The 24,816-nt window shown below is 46.3% G+C and carries 20 protein-coding genes; 12 read left to right on the top strand and 8 right to left on the bottom strand.

Features of this window, described 5'->3' with window-relative positions:
- The first annotated feature begins 19 nt into the window (after nt 1-19).
- From AC0LWT_RS23745 to AC0LWT_RS23705, 9 genes are all read left to right on the top strand, one after another.
- Nucleotides 20-298: a hypothetical protein gene (locus AC0LWT_RS23745; protein ID WP_474683767.1), complete on the top strand. Its 279-nt coding sequence runs from the start codon at nt 20-22 to the stop codon at nt 296-298.
- 308 nt (nt 299-606) lie between these two features.
- Nucleotides 607-1,041 (top strand): hypothetical protein, encoded by a 435-nt coding sequence (locus AC0LWT_RS23740; protein WP_474683766.1) that lies wholly within the window; start codon nt 607-609, stop codon nt 1,039-1,041.
- A complete protein-coding gene (locus AC0LWT_RS23735) occupies nt 1,031-1,879 on the top strand; it encodes a phosphoadenosine phosphosulfate reductase domain-containing protein (RefSeq protein WP_474683765.1) in 849 nt (282 codons plus the stop codon). The genes AC0LWT_RS23740 and AC0LWT_RS23735 overlap by 11 nt, the downstream gene beginning before the upstream one ends.
- Nucleotides 1,880-1,949: 70 nt before the next feature.
- On the top strand, nt 1,950-2,339 hold the full coding sequence (locus AC0LWT_RS23730; protein ID WP_474683764.1) for a hypothetical protein: 390 nt from the start codon (nt 1,950-1,952) through the stop codon (nt 2,337-2,339).
- A gap of 146 nt (nt 2,340-2,485) precedes the next feature.
- The gene (locus tag AC0LWT_RS23725) at nt 2,486-2,731 is read left to right on the top strand and encodes a type II toxin-antitoxin system HicB family antitoxin (protein WP_474683763.1); all 246 of its coding nucleotides are present in this window, start codon (nt 2,486-2,488) and stop codon (nt 2,729-2,731) included.
- 93 nt (nt 2,732-2,824) lie between these two features.
- Nucleotides 2,825-3,217: a hypothetical protein gene (locus AC0LWT_RS23720; RefSeq protein WP_474683762.1), complete on the top strand. Its 393-nt coding sequence runs from the start codon at nt 2,825-2,827 to the stop codon at nt 3,215-3,217.
- A 2,451-nt stretch (nt 3,218-5,668) separates the two neighbouring features.
- Nucleotides 5,669-5,917 (top strand): hypothetical protein, encoded by a 249-nt coding sequence (locus AC0LWT_RS23715; RefSeq protein WP_474683761.1) that lies wholly within the window; start codon nt 5,669-5,671, stop codon nt 5,915-5,917.
- A gap of 402 nt (nt 5,918-6,319) precedes the next feature.
- Nucleotides 6,320-7,426, top strand: a complete 1,107-nt coding sequence (locus AC0LWT_RS23710; protein WP_474683760.1) for a protein kinase domain-containing protein — start codon at nt 6,320-6,322, stop codon at nt 7,424-7,426.
- A 916-nt stretch (nt 7,427-8,342) separates the two neighbouring features.
- Nucleotides 8,343-8,870 carry a helix-turn-helix domain-containing protein gene (locus AC0LWT_RS23705; RefSeq protein ID WP_474683759.1) on the top strand — a complete coding sequence of 176 codons (528 nt, stop codon included), beginning with the start codon at nt 8,343-8,345 and terminating at the stop codon, nt 8,868-8,870.
- A gap of 317 nt (nt 8,871-9,187) precedes the next feature.
- On the opposite strand, the gene AC0LWT_RS23700 is transcribed toward AC0LWT_RS23705, so the two are convergent.
- Nucleotides 9,188-10,117 carry a helix-turn-helix domain-containing protein gene (locus AC0LWT_RS23700; RefSeq protein WP_474683758.1) on the bottom strand — a complete coding sequence of 310 codons (930 nt, stop codon included), beginning with the start codon at nt 10,115-10,117 and terminating at the stop codon, nt 9,188-9,190.
- 1,435 nt (nt 10,118-11,552) lie between these two features.
- Between AC0LWT_RS23700 and AC0LWT_RS23695 the strand changes: the two genes are divergently transcribed.
- Nucleotides 11,553-12,242, top strand: coding sequence for a hypothetical protein (locus tag AC0LWT_RS23695; protein ID WP_474683757.1), 690 nt, complete (start codon nt 11,553-11,555; stop codon nt 12,240-12,242).
- 721 nt (nt 12,243-12,963) lie between these two features.
- A complete protein-coding gene (gene ltrA, locus AC0LWT_RS23690; RefSeq protein ID WP_474683756.1) occupies nt 12,964-14,391 on the top strand; it encodes a group II intron reverse transcriptase/maturase in 1,428 nt (475 codons plus the stop codon).
- Between the two features lie 595 nt (nt 14,392-14,986).
- Here ltrA and AC0LWT_RS23685 read toward each other — a convergent pair.
- The 6 genes from AC0LWT_RS23685 to AC0LWT_RS23660 form a co-directional block, all read right to left on the bottom strand.
- Nucleotides 14,987-15,313: a hypothetical protein gene (locus AC0LWT_RS23685; RefSeq protein WP_474683755.1), complete on the bottom strand. Its 327-nt coding sequence runs from the start codon at nt 15,311-15,313 to the stop codon at nt 14,987-14,989.
- A 211-nt stretch (nt 15,314-15,524) separates the two neighbouring features.
- Nucleotides 15,525-15,833 (bottom strand): hypothetical protein, encoded by a 309-nt coding sequence (locus tag AC0LWT_RS23680; protein WP_474683754.1) that lies wholly within the window; start codon nt 15,831-15,833, stop codon nt 15,525-15,527.
- Nucleotides 15,834-15,947: 114 nt separating this feature from the next.
- Nucleotides 15,948-16,673: a hypothetical protein gene (locus AC0LWT_RS23675; RefSeq protein WP_474683753.1), complete on the bottom strand. Its 726-nt coding sequence runs from the start codon at nt 16,671-16,673 to the stop codon at nt 15,948-15,950.
- 596 nt (nt 16,674-17,269) lie between these two features.
- A complete protein-coding gene (gene xerS, locus AC0LWT_RS23670; RefSeq protein ID WP_474683752.1) occupies nt 17,270-18,340 on the bottom strand; it encodes a tyrosine recombinase XerS in 1,071 nt (356 codons plus the stop codon).
- Nucleotides 18,341-20,253: 1,913 nt separating this feature from the next.
- The gene (locus tag AC0LWT_RS23665; protein WP_474683751.1) at nt 20,254-20,841 is read right to left on the bottom strand and encodes a hypothetical protein; all 588 of its coding nucleotides are present in this window, start codon (nt 20,839-20,841) and stop codon (nt 20,254-20,256) included.
- Complete coding sequence (locus AC0LWT_RS23660; protein ID WP_474683750.1) at nt 20,831-21,493, bottom strand: DUF3990 domain-containing protein; 663 nt, start codon at nt 21,491-21,493, stop codon at nt 20,831-20,833. The genes AC0LWT_RS23665 and AC0LWT_RS23660 overlap by 11 nt, the downstream gene beginning before the upstream one ends.
- Before the next feature lie 928 nt (nt 21,494-22,421).
- On the opposite strand from AC0LWT_RS23660, the gene AC0LWT_RS23655 reads away from it, so the two are divergent.
- Nucleotides 22,422-22,697, top strand: coding sequence for a hypothetical protein (locus AC0LWT_RS23655; RefSeq protein WP_474683749.1), 276 nt, complete (start codon nt 22,422-22,424; stop codon nt 22,695-22,697).
- 915 nt (nt 22,698-23,612) lie between these two features.
- Here the strand turns inward: AC0LWT_RS23655 and AC0LWT_RS23650 are convergent.
- Nucleotides 23,613-24,788, bottom strand: coding sequence for an anhydro-N-acetylmuramic acid kinase (locus AC0LWT_RS23650; protein ID WP_474683913.1), 1,176 nt, complete (start codon nt 24,786-24,788; stop codon nt 23,613-23,615).
- Nucleotides 24,789-24,816 lie beyond the last annotated feature (28 nt).

Here is a 24,816-nt window from a genome sequence, read left to right as displayed (position 1 = left end):
TTAATAGGGGCGGAATCATATGACAAATAAAGCTAAGGACGAATTGATCTTTACCGCATTGTGTGAAGCTATCGAGGATTACAAAGAGGAAAACAATAAGAATTTCCCGCAAGCCGGTGAAATTTGGACAAAGCAGTACAATGGATATACCGTTACCCTCACAGGAGAAAAACGTCTCCTCGATGCTTTTGCCAGTTACGAAGATACGGACGGAGTTTATGAGATGGTATGGACCGATGAAGAAGGATTATTGGGTTCTCCGGTTCAAACGTTTTTCCGTGCCCCTTTAGGGCTTTAGTGCTTTCGGGTGGAAATGGCAATAATTTAATTTAGTTTTGACACGGAAGGGGCCTTTAGGCTCTCTTTTTTTTCGTCTATACAAGGATATTGACGAATTATGCGGAATATGGTAAATATAAAGTACTACGATTTTGGTATTATTTTCTTTGTCGTTGATGAATCGACAGAGTAGGGGCAACGCCGCAACATTATTCGGCTGATAGATATTAGGGCTTATTTCGCCATGGAGTAAATCAAGACACCTTTGAGGTGTCTTTTTGTGCTTCCATGGCTTTTTTTATGCCCAAAAACAAGGAGGAAATAGAATTGGCGGTTACAAATGGGTACAAAGCAATCGTGCATTATTACCTGCAAAAAAACTGCTGGAGTATTCACGTCAAATCCTGCTGTTATCAAGGGCATTACGTCATCATTGAAGGTGCATGGGATACGGAAGTCAAACCGAATCGGAAAAGCAACCCGCGTGGATGGGTGACGGCTCGTTCTCACCAGATCACTCATTTTTGTGTCGAGGACGCAAGCCAACCTGAATACCGAAAGCGGTTAGATGACGCTGAAAAGCGTAAGGGTGAACGATTGCGGTATGACAAGGTGAACATGTTCTTTAACTTCCGTAACGGCCTTGGAGGGCTTTTGTTTACGCCTGACGGCGCCTACATCTTGCACACCCGGCCAGGAATGACGGAAACGGACCTCTTTTCGCTTTTCAATCGAAAGGAGGAGAACGTGCATGCCAGTTGATGTTCGTGATAGAGAATCCATACGAACTGCAGAACAGTATGTGCTTCCCCAGCTTCCTCCGGAAATGCTGCCGCTACATGAGTATGACGAGGTGCACATCAATGTTTCCGGCGGTGCTGATAGTCTCATAATTACGTTAATTGCGCTATACGGCTATAAGATCCCGAAGGAGAAGATCAAGCTCGTCCATATGCGCGTTGACGGCGATCCCAACGACCCGACCAAGCGTCAGCTATTCGATTGGCCCCAGACAGATAGTTATTTGCAGTATATGGCTGAAACCCTTGGCCTCGAACTGATCGTGATATGGGGGGATATGTCTCTGGAGGAACGTATCCGGGATCGCGGCATGTTCCCGAGTTCCAGCTGCAGGTACTGCACTTCGTCTGCGAAGCGAGATGTATATGGGAAATGGGTCCGTCAATTCGATAACTGTAAAATCTTGCTGCTGACCGGGGAACGATCGGAAGAATCCACCGAACGCGCCGACAAGCCGGTATTCATGTATCACTCGGCTCATGCGACGAAGAAAAAGAGTCGGCTCGTTCATTGGTTTAAGCCGATCAAGGATATGTATAAGTTCCAGGTTCGGCAACTGGCCGCCGATTACGGTATCGAATTGCACCCCTGTTACGAATGGGTCAGCCGCTGCAGTTGCAAATTCTGCATCTTTAACACATCTGCAGAAATGTCCAGGACCTCGCAGCTCTTCCCGGAAGACTGGGAGTACCTGAAGCAGATGGAGCGGGACCTCGGGCATACGATGAAAAGCAAAAACGGGAAATCATACTCACTTGGCGATTTCATCGATGAGGATCAAATTCCCCTTTTCGCATAAATTACAGAAACAAATGTTCGCTTTATGTACTATAATGGTGAATATACCTGAACAATGGGAGGTTATAGAGATGGCATCCAGTAGTGTGTTTAAAGAAACCCGTGTAAAAAAGATTCATCCTACGCTGATCGAGCGAATGGAATACATTGTGAAACAGATCGTCGTGCAAGAGAAATTCCGGACGGATTTCTATGTGAACGATAAAAAAGCAATGGAGACCAGCAGCACGTTTGCCTGGTACGTCTACGATTGCGGCACTCACTTTATCCCGCTGCATGACATGGAGGCTGTTAAGGCGTTTCAAAAGGAATGGATCGGCAATATGAAGGACATGGTTGATAGAAAGAAATCACCCGAAACAGACAGGCTATATGTTTGTGATACCTATTCAGGTGACATAAAAAGGGTCGAAAGATTTAAGGATGGCAATTGGGTTAAGCAATTGCAGGAAGTTATTTAACCGTTCCACCTTGATCATTTGGACGCCTTGAGAGGAAGTAGAGGGCTTTCACATGCTTCTCTTCTTCAACTAGGCGCCCAAATGCAGGGAAGCCAAAACATCAAATCATTACTACCATTTTAATTTACATAGGGAGGACTCATTATATGACTCAACAGCAAATTCAAGTTCAGGAAATCGCACTGAAGGTATTGTTTGAAGAAGATAAAGCAGAAGGCAATGTTACCGCGTATATCCCAGCATTGCGACTTGGTGTTCGCGGCGATACTCACGAGGAGGCGCGCGAGAACGCTAAGGACCTCGTTATGATGGAAATCGAGCAGGGCCGGAGAATTCCCGTTGATACAGCGATCGTCGAAACCATTACACTCAGCTTTCCGATTCAGAATTAAGATGGCTCAATTCTCCATCCCGGAAGATTGGGGCTTTAATAAAATTATGGCTCAGCTTACCCCATATTGAGCAATAAATATAGGAGTGATTTGATGCTGTTTAATTATTTGATTTCGGTATTTAAGAACAAAAAAAAGAAAAGTCCAAAAGATAGTTCTAGTTTTGTCGACCGGTCTCCGTCATCTAGCGAAACGCCGCGTGCTGATATCTGCGCGCGGCGTGAAAGTTCGGCCAGTTCTCGGATTTGTTTTGAAGTAATCGAAAAATCCAAAATACACAGCAATCATAAGCGTGAGTACCATTATAAAGCATCAATACGTTTGGAAAGTGAAAACTGGACAAATTCAGATATCAGCGTGATTGCTGGGCAAATTCAGAAAGATATGGGACATCACCCGATTGCATATCATTGTTTTGATGAAGAATTTACAGTAAGTGAAGGAGTAATTGAGATAAAGTGGAAATCATGGGATTCGTGCGACTAGTTTAAAAGGCTACTCAGCTTTTATGGTGGAAATGAGCGATTGGGTTTCCATTTCCCTTGATTCAAATGGTTATAATACAGTTTTTATATTTTATCGACGTAAAACCCCTTGCTTTAGTTATGGGGATGTAAGGCGCCCCAAGCATCCGACATATGCAATAATAGGACGTGTACGCACCTTGAAAACATCTGGCACGTAAAACATACAAGCAGTCCGATATTGCTTGATGACCGGACATTTTGGGCCGCAAGTGCCGCCGGAGTCACGTACAACGTGGTTAGGCTCGGACTGAGCCACAAAGACCTGTTTCCTTAAGATATGAGATATATCTTACAATCAAACGGAGGAGGGTTGATGATGAAATTCATCCAGTTACTTCTTAAGTTTTTGTTTGGCCGGAAATTAGTCCTAAACTGACAAGCAAGGGTGATTCAGGCCGCTACTTTACAGATCTCGCTCCTGGTTCTACCGGATGCGTGTTGGTGACGGCGACAGCCGGGCGCTACGCTGAAGCTCAAGCTCCTGGTTCTCACGGTGCGATCCTCGCTCGGACGGCGCTGGCCTGGCGGTTGCACTGCAACTCACGTGCTCCCAGTTCTCCCGGATGCGATCTCCTCTCGGCTCGGGCAGCGTGCCGGTGATGGCGTTGGCCGGTCCACTACGCTGGAACTCAAGCTCCTGGTTCTCACGGGCGCAATCTTCGTTCGGCCGGCACGTATTGTTATATCTTTCGCTCCGGGTTTCTTCCGGAGGCAACTTCGAAGCGATCGGCACGCCGGCACCGGCCGCTGGCTTGAGCAGCATCTCGCGATCCTGGTGCTTCCGGATGAAGCTGCGCTGTGATCGGTGCGCCGGCAATGGCCGTCGGATTGAGCAGCTGCGCTCACGCCGTTTCTTCCGGATATGGCCTCGCTGCGATCGGCGTGTCGGCAACGGCGGCCGGTTCGATCAGCTGCAAATCGCATTCCCGGTGCTTCCGGGATGCGGCCCGGCTTTGCGTTCGGCACGTCAGCGACGGCGGCGGCCGAGGTCTAAAACTTTTTATCTTTTTTTGTCTTTACCGCTTCGTAATCACGGGTTAGTCTACTACTTATTTTTCTTAATGAGACGATTCCTCATCTTCATAACCCCTCGCAGAATTAGCAATTCCAGTCTAAAACTATATTTTCTTTGCACAATTACACCGTCCGCATCAGAAAATAATCTCGGCTAAACACACATGTATGATCGTGGGTGAACCTACGATAGCTCTCTGCATCTGCGACCAAAAAGCTAGCCGAATTCGGGGGAACCTGGAAAACTGACCCCCCAGGTTGTTACCCACTGACGCCGCGTACCCATATGAGCAACTGCAGAGCGGTTTTCGAGATTGCTTCAGATAGCCAGGTGCCGACGGCCCGCTATTGTTAGCTGAAAAAAAGAGCGTTTGTAAGAAAATCGTCGAAAACATGATAAATTATAATATAAACAACGGAATTTGGTCCAAAATCTATTAGATGCACAACATATTGTATTGTATATTATTGTCTATACGACACTTGGTATACCCGACCAATTCTTTGTTTAAGAATGGGGGTGGAGACCAATGGTGAAATTCGAAGAAGTATTTAAAATCGTAATTATGTCCGGAACCTTCCTATTAGCCCTCTTAACTTTTATCATGAAATAGAAGAACCTACTCTCTCCGGGTCGAAACGGGTAGTAGGCTTCTCATGACTCAGAGGGTATTCTCCAAGTGTTGTATATAAACCAAGGGCGCTGGTAACGTTCTTGGTTTATTTATTTAATCATTATTTCATAATATACAATACGATATCGTTTATCGTATATTTGAGGCGTATGCATACCATACGAAACCTAAATAGCTTCTATATAAGTTTATCACAAAATGACGTCAAAATGTCAATATAAATATTTACTTTAATGACACTAAGGTTTACTTTAATGATACCAAGGTGCACAAGTCTAAAAAAGAGAAAAAAGACTTCGCGAATTGATACCGCAGGATGGTCTCTGAAAACTAAGAATTTCATTTAGTTCGTTCTCACAATCAGCATTAAATTGTGCCCCCCTAAAGGGGCAAGCTGATAGTGTGGTTTCGCGGACTGTTCCTTATAGCCCATGTACCCAGCTCTGGGCAGCCACTTTGTGGCGTTGATTTCATCTTTTTTTCCATTCATAATGACATGGTATAAATGCCGCAAGGGGGCGTGAACATGTTTAACGATGGCATCGATAGGTCACATTACTGGTATCGTTATTTCGGTCTTGATAGGGATGTAAATTAAGAGAGGAGCAATATTACGATCTTGAATGCCCAATCCGAGACTGTTTAAGCAGCTATAGTTAATCTGGGCTGCTCCTTAGCGAAAACCAGGTTGAATACATGAACAAGTTTTCCGCTGTTCGAGCAGGCCTAAATTGGAAAATCAATGAGGAAACTATAATGAGGTGGCGGATGTGAAAAATTTTTTTTGTGGGAAATGTGCTCAAAAGAACAACTTGAGTCTTGAAGAGCGCATTCATCTAGCACTTTCGATTAAAAGAGGGACTACATATACATGTACTTCATGTGGTGCAATTAAGATGTTACCTTTGACTAAACCAGTTGTCACCTTAACAAAAAATGTTACTGAAGTACCGGTGGGCCGCAAAGAGGAGAATGTACAAGCGTTTGAACAAATATCACTGTTTGACTAAACCAGAAAAGCCCTGCCGAACACCAATCGATTACATGATGCGGGTCCAGACAACATTTTAAAAAATATACGCTAAACCTTCAAGCATGAACGGTTTAGCGTTTTTTTATACTCTAAGCTCAGTAGGAAGGAGCTGGCTAGGGGCATCAATACGGAAGCAACTCAACGAGTTCGACACGCCGGTAAAGCTGGCCCCTGGTTAGCAGAGGCTGCGTGAGCTTCAGGAGCCGCTGAGCGCACCGGTCCAGCCGGAAGGAGTGACCGCTGGTGATTACAGATTCCTTGGTTTTTCCAGAAGACGTCGTACTGATGCCCGTGCAGGAACTCCCGGCCGAAATCCGCCAACAGTGAGGATGGAGACTACGCTCTCACCCGCCCCCGGTCCCGAACGACCTCGAGGATTGTGGATGCGCAGGCCGCGCAACTCCTGAAGGAGTTTCTCTGCCCGAAGACGATCGTGGAAGCTGTCCTCAGCAATAGTCAGTCGGGATGGAAGGACCCGGAGCAAACGCTGACGGAAGCGTTTCCAATGATCCGACGTTTTCTGGACTCACACCTGCTGGTAAAGGCCGGTTCAGCGGGAGCCGAGAAGATTGCGCCATGCTTCCGCTCCGGCGACCGAATCGACCGCTTCGAGGTAGAGCGCTGCATCCAGGCGCTTGAAGATACCGAGTTGTACCAGATACGAGGGGTAGGCTGGGATATCGCGGACCTGAAGATCGTCCGGCCGGACTCCCAAGATTGGGTGGCGCAGACGTTTGCACGTGAGGCCGCAGTCCTCAGGCACCTGGACGGCCGCATCAACCCAAATCTGCTAGCGGAAGGAGTCTTTGAAGAACGACCCTACCTTGCCGTGGTGTGGTGCGACGGAGAGGATGCTGCCACTGTGGCGTCCGCACTCCGCCGCCAGCCCGGGACCCTCGGTCGGAAGCGACAGGTGAGCCTTTGCTACGCCATTGTCGAAGCCTATGCCCACCTCCATTCCCAGCAGGTGATCCACTCGGATATGCACCCGCGCAACATCCTGATCGGCCCGGACGGATCAGTCAACGTGATTGACTACGGTCTGACACGGATCAACGGAGTGCGGCATACCTTTGGCGAGCCCCCCAGGGGCGGAATGGGCTTCTACTTTGAACCGGAGTATGCACGGGCCAAACTGAATGGCCACCGCAAGCCGAAAGCCATGGGGGCGCTCCTTTATCACCTTCTGACCGGCTTGCAATATGTGGACTTCTCCCCGGAAAAGCACGAGATGCTGCGGCAGATCGCCGAAGAGGATCCGTTGCCCCTGGCTCGCCGGGGAGTGCCGCCTTGGCCCGAGGTGGAGGATATCGCGGATGCCATGCGGCAACCCGGATCTCACCCTGGGCCGGACAGGGACACTTGCCGTCTGCATCGCTGCTCCTGGATGCACTGCCGGACAGCGACCTGGTGGACAGCTCAACGTTACGAGAACTGGGCGATGATACGATACGGAGCCTGTGGGATGCGTCTGCTGGCGCGATGACGTTTCTGGGGTGCTGCCCACGGATGGGCGGGCGTCCTCTACGCGACCCTCTGCTGGGCGCGGTCGTCAGGTAGCGACCTGCCTAGTGCGGTGGTGGAACGGCTCCGGTGGTTGGTGTCAGCAAATAAAAAAGTCTTAGACTGAATAATAAAGTATTAGACCGTGATAATGGAGTTGTAGACTGGAATAATAATGTTTTAGACTGGCGGGCAAGCCAGGCGTTACGGTTGGATGGCTGCGCTGCAGTTCGCGCTTCGGGTTCTTTCGGCGCGGGGATCCGCGCAAAGACAGCGTGCCGATGACGGCGGTGGTCAGGGCGGCTGCGCTACATCTAACACTCCTGGTTCTTCCGGCTGCGATCCGCGCATCGGCGGCGCGCCGGTGACGGCAGCGGCCGGGCGGCTGCGCTGCATGGCCTGTCAGCCAGGAGACCGGCCAAAGGCCAACCTATGCAGTCCGGAAACTGAACCATACCATCTTGGCGCGCTATCACCGGAGCTGGTCGGTCCGTACATCGTGCACCACATGCGCCTCGGGAGGCTGCAGCCGATTTTTTCGGAGCATGCGTTACAGGCGTTGCGCAAGAGTACGTTAACAATTCCGGTGTACTCGGCACGCACTCGCTCCTGTACTTGGCCCAGAGCCCTACGCGCAACGGCGCCGTCCACCGCCGGCACGCCGATCGCAAAGCCTGAGCCTTATCCGGAAGCGCTGGGAACATTCGCTGCAACTGCTCGCCTTTTGGAGGAAATGCGATCGGGTAGAAACTTCGGATCAAATTCAAACTAGCGATCCAAAACGGAGAAGCTTCTGAGGTGAAAGAAGTTCCTCGTTGTTTATGTTATGATGTAATCGGGGGCCAGTTGCCCCCTATAAAAACATATCAGAAATTTGGCTTAGGGAAGTGGTGGATTTTATGAAACAATCTAAAAAATATGATTTTCAAAAAATAAGAGAGCTTCGAGACCTTAGCGGGATGACTTTAACAGAAATTTCTTTAAATACAGGCATAGATCAAGGGCACTTATCTAATGTGTTACAAGGGAAAATTCCAAATGTACGATATAAGACTATGCAAAAAATAATAGAGTGTCTTGGAGCTTCAGTAGAAGATATTTATGTTAACCTTGACGAGAAGACTGATGAATACCGGCTTCTACATAGAGCTTTGAGAAAAGTCGTAGAGGAATTGTATTTTCAAAAAATAGTAGAGTGTCTTGGAGCTTCAGCAAAAGATATTAATGTTAACATTGATGAGATGACTGATGAATACCGGTTTCTACATATAACTCTACGAGAAGTCGTAGAGGAAATGTATTTTTTTCAAAAAGAAATAATTATTGGTGCTATTACAGATATACTGTTTGAAAGACATCGGGAAAAACTATACGAAACTATAGCATCAACAGCATTACGCGCGGCCTCTAAGTCATTAATAAAATAAACACTTCCAGTGTAGCAGAAGCGCTCATTGAATACGCCAATCAAAGCGTGCGTTTCTCCGTCCGGAGCGCAACCGCGTCGGCCGCCTTCGGTTGCCGGCATGCTGCTGCAGCTCCGGCTGAACGGTAGTAACAAAAATAGAGCGCGCTTCGACGACTGCTGCGGGGCGACGCAGCAATGTCTAACGCTCCCTAAATTTTAGTTCACAAAATACATGTTTGTTGTACTAATTTAAGGTATAGTAACATTTTTAATGCACGCGGCGGCCTTTGATTTCTTTTTCTCATCATCAAAAGTTTTTTTCTTTTTCATCTGTTTTCATCTGAGTACTTCTTGCGTAATATTTTCATTGTTTATTGATAGACCATAATTATTAAGTTTCTCAATAATTTCGTCAATAGATCTCACACCCAAATTTCGTATCTTACTAAGATTAGGGAAATTGTCAACCAGGTCATGTAATGTATGAATCCCAGCACGTTTTAGACTATTGTAGCTTCGGGCTGTCAAATACATTTCTTCTATTGTAACGTTCATGACATTTTTATCATTTATTCCAGAAAGATCTATTTTGGTTTCGATAGGAGTTGCAGTTATTTTTTTAGAGTTACTAACTAGTCTTATCACTAGATCTTTTACTAATTTTATATCCATCTCGTTAAGTAGTGATAGTGCACTTAGTAGTTCTCTATCTAAGAAGGATATTTCGTTCTGGAATTTTCGAATTCCTTCATTATCTAGTTCTGAATGAAAAGATTCACCCTTTACCCACTCTGAGGTAACCTGGTAGAAATTACAAAACGCTTGAAGTAATTCATCATCTACCTGCACTTCTCCATTTTCAATAGCGTTTAATCTCTTAGAATCTAACGCAAGAGCCTGTTGTGTTTGCCCTTTAGAGTAACCCCTCTTCTCTCTAGCCTCTTTCAATCTATTGGAAACTTCGCACAAAAAACCATACTCATCTGTCTCTGATTTACGGTAAACTGATTTTAATTTTGCATTTGATCTTTCGATAATTCTAGAGACCTGTGTTGGTGTAACGCCAATTTTTACAGATATAACTTGAATGGTATCACCAAGGACATAATAGCAAAATAACGAATATCTATCTCTTTCAGTTAAAACACTTGATTCATTATCAAAAATATTGATTTTTAGAGTCTCGTAAACCTCTTCGATTAGCAAATGCAACTCTTTAAAAAATGATCCCTCACGGTATTTAAAATCACGCTTAACAATCCCCATAATTTGATCTACCACCCTAAATATCATTTATCAATTATATTATATTATTCTTTCCCATTACCTGTAAAAGACAAACATATCACTCTTTTGTTCGCAGAGTCGTGATTCTGTGTACTATGTCCTCAATTTCTTAAGTATCACTATTATGTTAATGAGACTAATCAGGAATGCGTCGTTCTAAGGGAGCCAGAAGAATCAATGTCTTAGAATAGAGACGGAAGGAAAGAGGGTAGTGGGATATTCGGAACCCATGCGTCTAAAGCACTTAAAGCCGACCGCCGTTCCGGCACGCCAATCATAAATGTCCGCAAATAATAAAGAATTAGACTGAATAATAAAGTAATAGACCGTGATAATAGAGTTGTAGACTGGAATAATAAAGTTTTAGACTGGTGGGCTGCCAAGCGAGCTTGGCAGCCAGGTAGTTGTTAATCTGCTCACACTCTTGGTTCTTCCGAGATTGCGATCCGCGCTCGATCGGCGCCCAGTGACGGCAACGGCCAGACGCTGCTCTTGCAGCTCATGCTCCGGGTTCTCCCGGCGGGATCCGCGCGAGGGGCGGCGCGCCGGTGGCAGTCTGGCGGGCCATGCTGCAGCACGCGCAGTCTAATACTTTATTATCTGTTTTTGTCTTAATGGCTTCGTCGTCATGAGACGCTAGTCTAAAATTTATTTTTAATAGCTGACGATTTTTCAATTCAGAAACCGCATCATATCAACAACTGCAGTCTAATACTTTATTTTCGTCTAACAATAAAGCTTTATAAGGTGATCCTACATTACACTTCTCGAACGGTCACTGTCCTCGCCGATAACAAAGCAGGTGCCGGGAAAGTGTGGCCCATCGCGGCGCACTTCGCATCCTGGTGCGCCAGGCGCAAGCGTCTGCATCTGGCTTCTGGTCATTGAGCCGGAAGCGCCCGTGGCCCAGGACTGACGATTTGCCTCCAGACGAACCCTATGCCGGCAGCCTGATTCGATAACTCCGGTACCGTTTCTTATGTTATATACGACGGCACAATTAACAACATTCTTGAATAGCGACAGCGCGGGTGAAGCCGGAATTGTGTTTAGAGAATTACCATGATGTTCCAAGCTGTCGGTTGAACACTTCTGGTTGAAGATATCGGAGAGAAGGGAGACTGGGCCTTTAAATGCGCGCGGCGGCAATAGGGACCAGATAGAGGGTCAAAGACTGCAAGGTAGACCTGGAGGGGATACAACCGCGTTGCGATTAAACAATAACGCCCGCCACCTGAAGTATTATGCTTTCACTAAGGGGCTTATTCTATTAAGATTGCTTGACTGTTCTGCGATGTATTTTTATATCAGCGCCTTCCGTTTAATATATCTTTATATGGAAATAAATGAATGTAACTGCTATGATATTTATAACAGATAGAGCCGGACAGAAAAAAAATTGGGAGGAAAATTTATGTATTACATTCCGAATGAGGAATACAACTTATCAACAAAAGAAGTCGTTAATCTAATCAACTCAAAGTACAGTCATGTTTTCAAGAAAGAGATCTCATCTGCAGATATTGCTCGTTGGACCACGAATTATGAATTGAACGCAATCAAGAATGAGCTGAAGAGATGGAAGTTTAGAGAGATCGACGTTGAGGATTTTGTCTTCCGATATCACAATGGGATGCTTCATAAATTCAATGAATCCTATCACAGGCGTACCTATATACAACTTCCGAGAGAAATTTGGGCTGAATTGTTCGAAGCTGAAAATACTTTCGAGATGATCGTATGCAATTTAGTGACCCTACACCCTTATGCATTACGAAATGATCCGGACCGATACTTTGAAGCTTTAAACAGGGCAGAGGGCGGTATTATATTCAAAAATGCTGCAGTTCACTTTAGCCTTCATAGTGTTGGACCCAAAGACACGGCATTAGCTTTAAGAAAACAACGTTTGCTTTATCCCGTGATAGTTGCAGAGACAATTCAGCAGTTAGGCGAAGCTTTTAGCTTAACCGAAGGTACAAATATTAATGAACGGTTAGTGGCTGCTGGTTGGAAACTCGTAAATAACCGCATCTCGTATGAGCAATACATAGCGGAAATCAGTGACTTTTTCTTGGGAAACTGGTCAGGTCTAGTTAGTTGATTACTCGCAATCTGTTAAAGCAGAGTCCGTCAATTTCGCGGGCCTTCTGATTGACGCCTTTGATAAAGGCGTCTTTTTGTGCGACGGGCAGTCGTATCTTTAGCGAGTCAATCGCTATGAGTATTTGTTAAAAGCAGCGGCTACGTTACCATAAGGTAAACACGATCCGGGAGCTTGGAAGGATGCTTTCCAGAGGGTGAAAGTCCCTCCTCAAACGCTCTGGTGCGAGTTGAGAAGCCTAATCTAGGGCAATATCGCGAGGTACTTGTCTGAAGGAGATGCGGACAATCGAGAGACCCGCAGGCAGATGAACAGACCCAAATGCGAAAGCGTGAAGCACGTAGCGGCAGGATAAGTCGGCGACTGTGCGAAAAGAACGGGAAGCCTAAGAAAAAAAAAAAATCGTTATTCAATGAACCAGACGAAAAACGGTGGCTTATCAGGTGAAGGTGCTGGGTATGTTCAGAAGGAAGATGCGATGACCCCGTGAGGTTCTCTGCTCACCTGCAAAGGATGATTACATATAAGGCTTCGCCGAAGTTGTAGCCATGGCAGAGAACTCAGACGTTCTCATAGTACGGGAGTAGGCAGATGACCAAACGTTTGCTGAACGGAAGGGGAACGACCTCGTGGACAAACACTTGAATATGGTGCCGAACCACCGTTACGCTACTGCGGTAAGAACGAACGGAATGGGCACGATGAAAGGTGAGAGATAGATGTGAATCAGACGTTGAAACTAAAGTGGCACAGCATTTACGGGCAAATTCTGTTTGACCGAAAACTTCATGAAGCGTGGTTACAGGTTAAGGAAAACAAAGGGGCAGGCGGAATTGATGGCGAAACCCTCGAGAGCTACGAAAAGAGGTTAGATGACAATCTAAGCTCCCTCTTGCAGAAGCTTCGGGATAAAGTCTACGTGCCATCCCCCGTACGCAGACGATACATTCCAAAGAAGAACGGAAAGATGCGTCCGCTAGGCATACCGAATATCGAAGACCGGATTGTGCAACAAGCCATAGTGAACGTGCTACAGCCAAAGTGCGAAGAACTTATCTTTCATCGCTGGTCATGCGGGTATCGCCCGAATTATGGGGCGAAACGAGTAGCCCAGATTATCCTGTGGAACATCGAGACCGACCACAATTATATCTATGACTGTGACATACGCGGCTTCTTCGACAACATCCCGCATAAAAAGCTGATGGGGATTCTGACGAAGTACATCGCGGATGGAACGGTACTGGATATGATCTGGAAGTGGCTGAAAGCAGGGTACATGGAAGAAGGCAAATACCACGAGGTGGATGCCGGTACACCGCAAGGAGGGGTAATTTCTCCGCTGTTGGCCAACTTGTATCTGAATGAGCTGGACTGGAAGTTGGAGGAACAGGGCATCCGCTTCGTGCGCTACGCCGACGATTTCCTGCTATTCGCAAAAACGGAGGAAGACATCCGAAAAGCGGCTGAAGTCACCCGAGAAACGTTAACCGAGCTGGGATTGGAAGTCGCCATGGAGAAAACCAAGACGGTAAACTTCAAGAAAGACGACTTCGACTTTCTGGGATTCACGTATGAACACTGGCGGGAGCGAAAGAAGGATGGCAAGCCGTACTTCATAGCGAAACCTAAGGATTCCACATGGAAAGACTTTAAACAGAAAGTGAAGGCCAAGACACGGAAAACCCTAACGTTGAACAAGAAAGCATGGCTGGAACGCGTCAATCCGATTATTCGAGGGAAGGTAAACCACTTCCTGAATCTGTACAAAGCTGTTGAAGAAAATAAACGGTATGGGCAGGAAAGTCGTTGTTTCTACAACGCGTGCAAGAACCAGCTCTTTGACCTAGACGGATATGTGAGACAACGACTTCGAGTCGCCATGATACACAGCCATCCTAGTCAAAGAAAAGGGCATGCGATGAAAACGAAGTGGAACAACGAATTCTTTGCCCGTATCGGGTTGGTTCCTGCGTTCTGGCTATACTACAACGCGCAGTATGGACACACGCTCGACGACTATATTAACTACATGAAGAGCAGACAGAAATCAAAGCAAACCCAAAAGGTACAGAAAGCAAATGAACGCGGGCAGGAGTATTACACACCTGAACGCGTTCGAAAGATGCAAGCTGCACAACGTTTTTAGCGACATACTGATTCAGGTTGAATCACGTTGGTGAGCCGTATGCCTTAGTAGGGCACGTGCGGTTCGATAAGGGGGGAGCCATGAGAGTGGTTCCCCTACTTTATTAGTTCGCCTCACAGTGGCACAATCTAGGTGGCAAATCCACCCGGTAACTTACCCTTTTTAAAGTGCCATAGCCGAAGTAGAGGTCTGCCCTCCGGAGGAGGAGGACTGACAGGGTGTCTCTCGCGAGGGAGAATCTGAAAGGGGTCTGCAGGCAAAGTCCAGCCCGGAATGCGGTGAACCAGAGGAGGCGGCGATGTAAGGTGACCCGTCCATTCTGGAAGAAGAACTTCATTTATTTGCCCAGGACACGTAAAGCGGCTCTTCATCTGGAAGCACCAGTAAGCGGAGATGCAGTTGCTCCAGCCGATCGCGTTGCCGACGCATCAGTCTACAACTTTATTTTCAGTCTATCAGTGTCGCAGCTGCCAGCAAGCCCGGGTCGCACGGCGCTGGAGATCCGGATCCGGCCGAAGCCTCCCGAAGGCAGTCAACGAGCAGAACGTCGCACGAGAAAAGACCGTGCGTCAGATGAGTTCCGTTGGACTGAAAATCAGCGAGCCAACACAGCTTCAATTTTTTTGATTGCCTTATAGAAACGAGGTATATATTTGCGTACTAAATACATGTTAAGTTCGTAAAAGTTATTAATAACGGAAAGTTGTATTGCCGCGGATCGATCGGCGACCAGCAGGCGGATGCCCGATTCGCGGCGGCGTGGACGGAAGGAGCCGACGTCTGAAGCAAGCCGGTTGCCTTCTACGAAAGCCCGACTTATTGACCAGTTAACTACGATTCCAGTTGGCACCGTGTTTAAAAAATGCATAATTTGTCCTTTGACAACAAGAATGGCGTCGATCAATTTCGCTTCAATTTTCATTTTCTTAAAGGAACAGCAGGGCGGATGCAACCTTGTTCGGCGGTGTTGAGAGCGGAGGCAAGACCCATGCTTTTTCACAAACAGGATTATAACCTGAATTGCAAGGGCCTGTTATCAAACTATTCATAATGATTCCATTTTTATTTGGCCATTTTATTTCTACTGATATACTAAATCCCTAGTTTGCCCCATAATTCCACCTCTTTCTTGGTTAGCATATCCGGACTATTGTATCGGGAAGCAGTTTACATTTCTTGAGTATTTCTTGTAAGAAGAACAGAGCGCCTTCTGATGTTCCCCAACCATTCGGATTGTTCATTGCCGCATACTTTGCCGGATCCGTATGCATTTTATCTATTGCTTTTTCTAGTATGGGAATTGCTTCACGAGATAGCATTCCGGACAAAGTTATGAACGGTATTTCAAGCGCTTCGTGTAGCATTTCATGGACATTATTAGTGTAATTGCCACAGTCTAAAACTTCTACTTCTCCAATCGATAAATAAACATCATAGCTCATGCAGTGTCTGCCTCCTAAAAATACTCTTCTTTCGAAAGTTGCATAGATCAACCCTTCTTTAATGCATCCTCGGCTGCCGCCGTCAACAGCGCGCTAGCCAGGCTTCAAAGTTACTCATACAGCGAACTTATCTACACTGATGCTTATCGGCAACTGGGCTTCTTTAATCGCTTCAAGCATCGCATTTTCTGTGTTCTCTGAGGCGATGAGGAAAAGGACATTTCTCCTTTTTCCGTTGACAACAAGAATGTCGTCGATTAATTTTGCGTCAATGTTCATTTTCATAAAGGATTCCATGATCTTATCGACAATAATCTTTTTGCCTCCAAAGGTCATAAATCCATCATTTTCTACTACGAATTCCCTATCCATAACCGTGTATACCTTATCACCGGGCCTCATATATCGTCGTGGGCTACTCATTCTACCAGAACCAGTAGCGCCAATAACAATTTGTGACGTATCGTCTAAATTTGCTAATCTGTCGATTGTGAGGACAGGTGACGGTTGCATAGACATTTGATCCGTAAGATTTTGTAATTCATCCTGACTAACGATTTGAAAATTTTCAGGATCAATATACCTCTGAAGCCAAGTATTAAACACCTTAACATCTTTTGCTTCGAAAATTAGATACAAAGCATCTATTGTATTGATAAACTGAAATTTATTATTCATCGAAGAGATGTCCGTGTACATAACTTCAAACAGATTTTCATTTTCGATACTAAGCTTCAATTTTTTTGTATGAATTTTTATTCCTGAAATATTCGGAATTTGCTTAATTAGATTATTGGTTTTTCCCTTGAGTTTACTTCCAATCCAGTTTATAAGCCCCATAAGTTCGTTTCACTCCTATTCCTCTTTTAGTTCATTGGCACGCTTTGTGTAGTAATCTGCTGCTTTCGAATACTCAGCAGCTCTGCAGTTCATTGCTCCTGGTTTTCCCGGCGCAATCCACGCTCGACCGGATGATCGCAGGTTCTTCCTGGTCTCAATCCGCGGATCGATCGGCGCCGGTCAAGGAGCTTTCATGTGTGTAAATCTCCTTTAAATAGTGGGTATTCTTTCCGCGAAAGCGGCGTCCGGAAGGGCGGGCAGCAAGCCGGGTACTCCCTGGCGAAATACCCCTGGATTGATAGGGAACGGGCAGCGCGCGAGGCGTAGGCGCCGCTCGCCGGTGAAAAACAACGTACATTTTCGAAATGCAAAAAGTCAGTGTGGTGAGGGTTCTTCCGGGATATAATTTTTTATCATATCAGAATCTACCGACCGTTTAACGGAGGATAGTCGGCCCCGGTGAGAAATAGTTATTATGTAGTTCTTCGATTTTCGCCCATGCAACTGAAATTCCATCTTTAAATAAAGCATGATGAACTGGGTCGGCTTGTAGTCGCTCCACGATCATCACTAACTGCTAAACGGATACGAGTATTTCAACTATCAGCTTTATTTACGGATTCTCTACGATCCTCTTTTCCGATATGCGTGTAAATCATGGTCGTATTAATATCGGAGTGCCCCAAGATTTCTTTGAGGTCAGCCAAGTCCTTGTTCTTCTTATGATGATTTGTTGCAAATGAGTGCCGGAGCTTGTGAATGGTTAAAGATGGCTTACCGTACAAATCCGCGTATCGATCAAGCATTTTTTGGGCTGAGCGAACCGTTAGCCTGCCGACTTTTCCGTTCGGGCCAGTAGGGAGGGAGAGAAACACAGCGGTTACGGAATCTTTGACCTTATAACGATTTTGACGAATATTTATATAGGCTTTAAGATCGTCCATCGCAATGTCACTCACAGTAACAACGTCTTTCTTGCCGCCTTTACGTTTGACTCTCACGGTGCACTTTTGCCAATCAATATTATCTAAATCTAGAGAGAGGGCCTCGGATATACGAAGCCCTGATCCAAGAATAAGGCTAGTTAACGCTAGGTCACGTTCTCGATTTTTCAGATGAGCCAAGAGGAGGCGAGGTTTAATGTAGATAATTTGTTCATAGCCGGCTGCGATAAATGATCTAAAATCAAAAGTTTCATCATCCTGCAGTATTTTTCCTTCAATACGATCCGCTTTTTCAGCAGGTGTGAGTTTTTCTTTTTTAATTTCAATTTTCGTCATAACATTGCGTTTGAGATAAGGATAGAGGTTATCATCCTCAGCAACCTGGGATAAGTAGTAAAATAATGCTTTTAACGATGCGAACTTTCGTGCGACAGTATCCTCAGAGTTGCCATTGTTATGTGAAAGGAAATTCTTATACCGACTTACATCGGTTTTTTTTAATTTTTCAAGTATTTCCAACGGAACTTCAGAAATCGCTCCTGTAAAAAAACCTTCCTGAATTAACCAACCAAAGAAAGCTAAATAATCATGGCAGTAGTTCAAGATGGTATTAGGTGATTTAGAACTCATGTTTTCATTAAAATATTCTTGTACATACCAAGGCAAGAGTTCGAATTTACTTTCAGCGCGCAAAAATATTTTTTTTTCGAATTCAGCATGCATTTTGAAATTCCTCCGGGAATAATTAAATGACGTATAATTCAATTATCACGTAATTATTTAATGCCGTTAAACATTCATTAATATATAATCATTATACCAAACATATATTCCCTTGTATATAAAATTCGTCTAACTTGACTTATACGTAATTAAGAGAAGTTGTTTTTTTATTTCAATCTTCCTCTGTTCCCGCCGCCTCCTATGTACGTTGAAGCAAAACCCATTGCATTAATGAAACAAAACCCATTGCATTCAGTTCTATTGAAACAAAACATATTGCAAAGTCGTGTCAGTATTAACAGTAATCAATTTTTATGCAATGGGATTTGCTTCAATGAAATAGTTTAAACATACAGTCAATGAAGCAAAACCCATTGCATAACTTTCGGTGCCGAATTCTTTTAATATATCAGGTTACTCCTATCATTACTTAATTATAGAATAGTTTTTTCTGCATATAATCTGTTTTAAAACTAACAGAGAAAGAGGTGAAGAATCAGAATGTTTATTAAAGCTGTAAAGAGCAATATGATAACAAGACTCGACAGCAAAGAGCCGATTTTAAACGTGTTATCCCGATTGAAGAATTAATTGCCATAGACCCGCTTTTTAAGTCTTGGTGTGAAAATGCAAGAAATAGTTTATAACTCAAAAATGAGGTCTGGTTCAGAGCAGTTCCGGACGTCGCCGCGTCGCCGTCCCTTCTATCAAATGAAGAAAGCCGCCCGGCGGTCGCGCTGCGTTGACGCTCCCGGCGCTGCCGCGCCTGCGGGGAACCGGCCGCCGACGCCGTCAATTGGGGCGCGCCGCGCTCGGTCTTCCCGGTGCCCACCGGTCGCCCCGGTTCGCGCGGCAGCACCAGTTCGTCGCCGCCTGGCCGTCGTGATCAGCTACCACCGCCGTTCCCTTCATCGCATCGCCGTCCCTTCTATCAAATGAAGAAAGCCGCGCTGCGTTGTCGCTCCCGGCGCTGCCACACCTTCGGGGAACCGGCCGCCGACGCCGTCGATTGGAGCGCGCCGCGCTCGGTCTTCCCGGTGCCCACCGGTCGCCCCGGTTCGCGCGGCAGCACCAGTTCGTCGCCGCCTGGCCGTCGTGATCAGCTACCACCGCCGTTCCCTTCATCGCATCGCCGTCCCTTCTATCAAATGAAGAAAGCCGCGCTGCGTTGTCGCTCCCGGCGCTGCCACACCTTCGGGGAACCGGCCGCCGACGCCGTCGATTGGAGCGCGCCGCGCTCGGTCTTCCCGGTGCCCACCGGTCGCCCCGGTTCGCGCGGCAGCACCAGCTCGTCGCCGCCTGGCCGTCGTGATCAGCTACCACCGGGGTCGCGCTGCGTTTCGCTCCCGGCGCTGCCGCGCCTGCGGGGAACCGGCCGCCGCCACCGTCGATCGGAGCGCGCAGCGCAAAATTCGTAACGTAATTAAGGCTGTTTAACTAAGCATCATCTTATGGGGCGGTTGCTACGATTTACCCTCTGGATAAAGATAAACGGCACGGAGGAATCTAAGCGCGTCTCGGAAAGCATGGGAGGTCTCATAAACTTTATTTACATTCAATTTCAATAAATTCAACGATGTAATCGGGATCGATCTGACCGGACAGCGAATATTGAAGCTGATGTAAGAAGAGACTAACCAACAAAAGCAGTTTAGATATTGAAAAGACACGACTCTCTCCCCAAAAAAAGGGAAAGAAGGTCTTCTTTTTATTCGGGCTTCTAAGCTGTTCCAAAAAACTACAAGTTCTTTAGTAGCCTCACCGTCGACGAGCATCTTTATTAGTGAGTAGAGTGGTCGATCTTTTGAATCAGAAGTAATATTGAATGTGTCAAAAAGTGCACCTTTGCAATTCTTTTTCTGAAAAAAAAGAAAAGTCGGTCACTTTTTTGAGGTTGACCGACTTTTTATATTTTATTTACCCGGCTTTACCTTACGATTTCTTTTAGCAGGAGATGAATGCCGCGGCTCAGATGTTTTTGAAAGAACTCTGCCAGTCGTTGTGCTTCGTTTACTCCACTTGCCTCCCGCTCCAAGACCTTCAATGGCATAACCTTTACTTACCGCAGCGGGAAGGGAAGACGACGCAACTTTTGATGTTCTCTGACTTATTCTACTATGAGCTGATGCACGCTGAGCTGCTCGCAGAGTTTCTCGCTTAGTTTTTTCAAGTGTTTCGGTATAAACATTAATTTTAGCGCCACCTGATCGTTTCACTGTAGCTGATCTTCCGGTTTTTGCAGATGACTTTTGAGTAGGCATTTTCCCGTATTTCTGACGGGTTTTATGAATGTGATCAATCCACGTCTGTGGATCAATTCCGTCATTAAAAGCTTTGAAGAACCTTTCCGCTTGAACTCTTGCGCTATCATGGTCGTCTTGCAATTCACGAATAACAGGAAGGTAGATGTCCATTATTTGTCTGGCCGTTTTATCACCACAGAGATTTATCAGATGACTAAGGATGATTTCCTCGAATCTATCTAATGTTCTATGCATCATTCTCAACCCACTCCTTTCCATTGTAAGTGAAATAGCTGACTAATGATAAGAGCTCATTCATGCCCTCATCGCAAAAGGCGATTTGGTTACCAAGTTGTAGCGCGTCCAAGCGTCGTCCACTTTTATTCCTAGTAATGTTTTCATAAAAATAAGTATATTTATCCATTATTTGTTCTTTTCGCTGATCGTATTCATCCTTCAGGATATCCATTTTATTGTCCGCCATCTGACCTATGACAATAGCTGGATGTTTTTCAAGGCTGCCACAAGGATCTTTAAGACCTTGTTCGTTACACTCATATCGGTGGTCAACGATAAACTGTGTCCAAAGAGGGTTTGTTTCGCCCAAAAAAGCAAGGACGTTTGGGAACTCTTGATATCGTTCAGGAAAGCATTGAATTTTTAATACACAGCCAGTTACACCAATTTGTTTTTCCTCCGCTTTTGCTGCCCAATCAGCTGCTTGATCAAAGCTAATTGTAGTGTAGAAGGCTGGTCCAAAATCACGGTCAGTCTTACGCCAATGAGTACGATCTAAAAGACGTTTTTTCAAGGGATCTACGTACCTAGTGATGGTAGCGTGATAAACGTAACGTGGAAGTATTAGTTGTCCACTAAAGCTATTACTAAGCTTAATATGCTGATGATCCAAAACCTAACTCCCACCTTTATAATACCATGAAATTATCAGATAATTCGATGCCAGTATTACTTTACTACGTGCCATTATATTGATTATAAAGACATGGCAACGTATTGTCATCTTAAGTCACACGTTTCCTTTAAAATGCTTTAACATTAGAAAATGACTGCTCCATTAAGAGCAGTCGTCGGGACATACATATGTCAACTATTGAGTGGATGTTCGTTTGTATGCTTACGAATATAATCTACAAATTGACGTAGGTGAAAGTTGGACGAGCTGTAGCACTCATTAAATCATGGGCTTTTCGCCGAAGATTTTGTTACAACTACAGGTAAATTTGCCCGCGTTACATATCAACAATTATTATCAATTAATAACTGAAGAACTATAAGTCATACTTTGATTTGCATCAGGTCTTTACTCCCCTTGGCATCCTCACTCAAAGTTCCTTAGTTCCTCATATCCTAGCCTTATCATTTACCTTAGCCCTCTCCTATGACCCGCCAATCATCTTTTTGTCCTTCGTTGAGGGACTGGAGGCACCAATCCTTTCGAATCGGTATGAGGTCTTACGGGACGATGTTCGACCCCATGATTGAACCCACATAATGGGCGGACATTTTCGCTTTAATGTCCTTGGAGTTACGATCCTTACATACGGATATTCACGCGATATCTTGCATTAGGCATAGTAAATTTCATAGCCCCCCGGTTACTTCCCTAACCGCTTCGCAGGTCTGGTTTTCACCGACTTTACCGGGCTTCATACACATGAGCATTAAGTTCCGTATGCATGCCGGAATCTCAGGGAATGAACGCCAACGTTCGTTCAATGCGGGAACTGCCCCCGCTTACTCGGATATGAAGTTAGAACGCAAATTTTTTATTGATGTGGTAGACTATAGTTACCAGTCTTATGGAAGGAATGATGATAATGACCACTATCAAAAATAATCCATTTAGAAAGCTAAAGGAAATTAAGTACATTGATAAAGTTGGATCGATTGATCTAATTTCCAATTGTCTCGAATTGGTAGGAGAATTAGGTTCGAGAAGGCTATTCGAGAACAATCCGGAAGATTACCTAGAATTACTGAAAAGTATGCCAAAATCTAAAGATAACCATTATGTCGGTATGCCCGAGCATAAACTACTTGAGCTTCTTAATTCCTATCTTACCGAGCTTGCCGATCGAGAAACGAAAAAATGACCGATCGAAACTCTTGGGCCCACTAGCTTTGTTACGCATTTCTGCGATATTTGGCTAGGAGTCTGTCCGACGGAGTTGCGTTTGTGCATACCCACTGAATAATAACTACACCGGTGCTTTGCGAGCCGGACTCCAACCATCAGCCATCTTCTTCGAACGTGAAATCGAAGATTTTATCGGTAATCTGGAACCGCTGCGGTGCGAGCGCCACGAATCGACGGATAACTGGATCGAACGATTGCGCTGACCGTCTTCTCGCCTCCCTGCAAGATATCCGGGAACGCGCTTCTTCACAATCTTTCGGCCCTTAAACTTGTTTCTGACGAATGGCATTGGGGCTTGGGAACGAACCGAGTGTACCTAGCTTCCGTCATTTGTGCGATCTCGAAGTAAAATAGAAACTGTAAAGAGGGGCTATTCCGAAAAGTCTGCTTCTTCGCTGCCAACCAAGCAACGGAGAGACTTTCGGGATAGCCCCTTATGAATAGATAAACCGTCCTGAATTCAAATTCACCGAACAGTCTTTTGGTGCTAGGAATATCGTTTGTTCATTAGCGAGGGAATCGGATCGGGGGATTCCTCCCGCGCTTGGAATCGTGTTTCATTGAACTTGTTATGCGGTAGCAACGCGACTTCCAAAGCCGGCCGCTAGCGCTGCCCCCCTCCCCGTCCCCTCTTATTACCCTTGTTGCTTGTTGCTGCATCTTTTTCCCGATTCAGTCTCTGGCCCAACTCTGATCGTCCAGCCTTTTGCATGCGGATTCCCCGCTTACCAGTTCCGTTTTTCCTTGCTCGCCGCCCACAGCTTACCTTTTCAGACATCGCTAAATCAGTCAAGACACTCTTTTATCAGATAACAATTGAAAATAACTGCAATTGCTTTTGTAGGTATTTACTGTTGCTATTCTTTGGTGTTTAAGGCAATGCCAGCTTCCCCATGACATTGGAACGCGCAGCGCCGGTTGCCGACTGCAGATTGTTCGGCACGCCGTGCAGCCAGGCGTTGCCCAGTAGGGCAAACAAAATCGCTTCCTTCGCATCGCTCGAGATGCCGACTTCGTCGGAAGTGAGAATCGCCTGCTCCGAAAGAAGTTCTTGCAGCATCCGGAGCAAGGTCCGGTTATGCGCGCCTCCGCCGCTCACGATGACTTCCGAACCCGAAACCGGAAACACAAAATCCCGATACGCCTGCGCAATGGAGTGGGCAGTGAAAGCCGTCGCCGTCGCGACCGCATCCTCCGGGGATTGCCCTTGCCGTCGGGCATCGGCGAGCCAGGAAGAGGCGTACGCTTTGCCGAACATCTCGCGGCCCGTCGTCATGAGCGGAAGCTGCCGGAAATACCGATGCGAGAGCATGTCGCGTAGCAATTCCGCGTGAACCCTGCCTTCCGCCCCCATTGCACCGCTTTTGTCATAGGTGAGCCGGCCGTCGGTCAGCTCGTACACCACTTGGTCGATGATCATGTTGCCCGGCCCCGTATCGAATGCGACGAAGCAGCCGGCGTCCTCCGGCGAAGAAGGCGCGTACGCAGCTGGCAACGGCGTGCAATTGCCGATTCCGCCGTTTTGCAAAATACGTCCCTTGTCCGGGTGACGGAACAAGATGACGTCCCCATACGGCGCGAGCAGCGCGCCTTGCCCGCCGACCGCCATGTCGGCGGGACGGAAGTCACCTACCGTCGGGATACCCGTCTGTTTGGCGATGACGGACAAATCGCCGATCTGCAGCGTGGACTTCGGCAAGAACGGATCCGCGCCGTCCGCTTCGGGAATATGCCAGATCGTTTTGCCGTGGGAGCAGATCAGGTCGATCCGTTCCAACGGTAGCTTGGCGTCCGCGATGCGCTCGGCGATATTGAAGTTCATCTCGCACACGCGAGCCACGTCGGAACGCTCGATCGAGCACAACCGTTTGAGCGCCTCGCGCAGCTCCGTTTTATAAGGGAAGCTGCAGATATGAATCGGCTCTGCCTTGGCAGCCGTACCGTAGCCTTCGATGCGGACGAGCGCCACGTCGACGCCGTCGAGCGAAGTACCGGACATGACACCGGCTACGATCAACGTTTGCTTGTCGAGCAGATTATGCAGCATCATTGCTCAACCTCCCATCTCAAGCCGA

The organism is Paenibacillus sp. sgz302164 (genome assembly GCF_056120505.1).
Note: the sequence above shows the minus strand (reverse complement) of the source record. Positions and strands in the feature narration are given on the sequence as shown.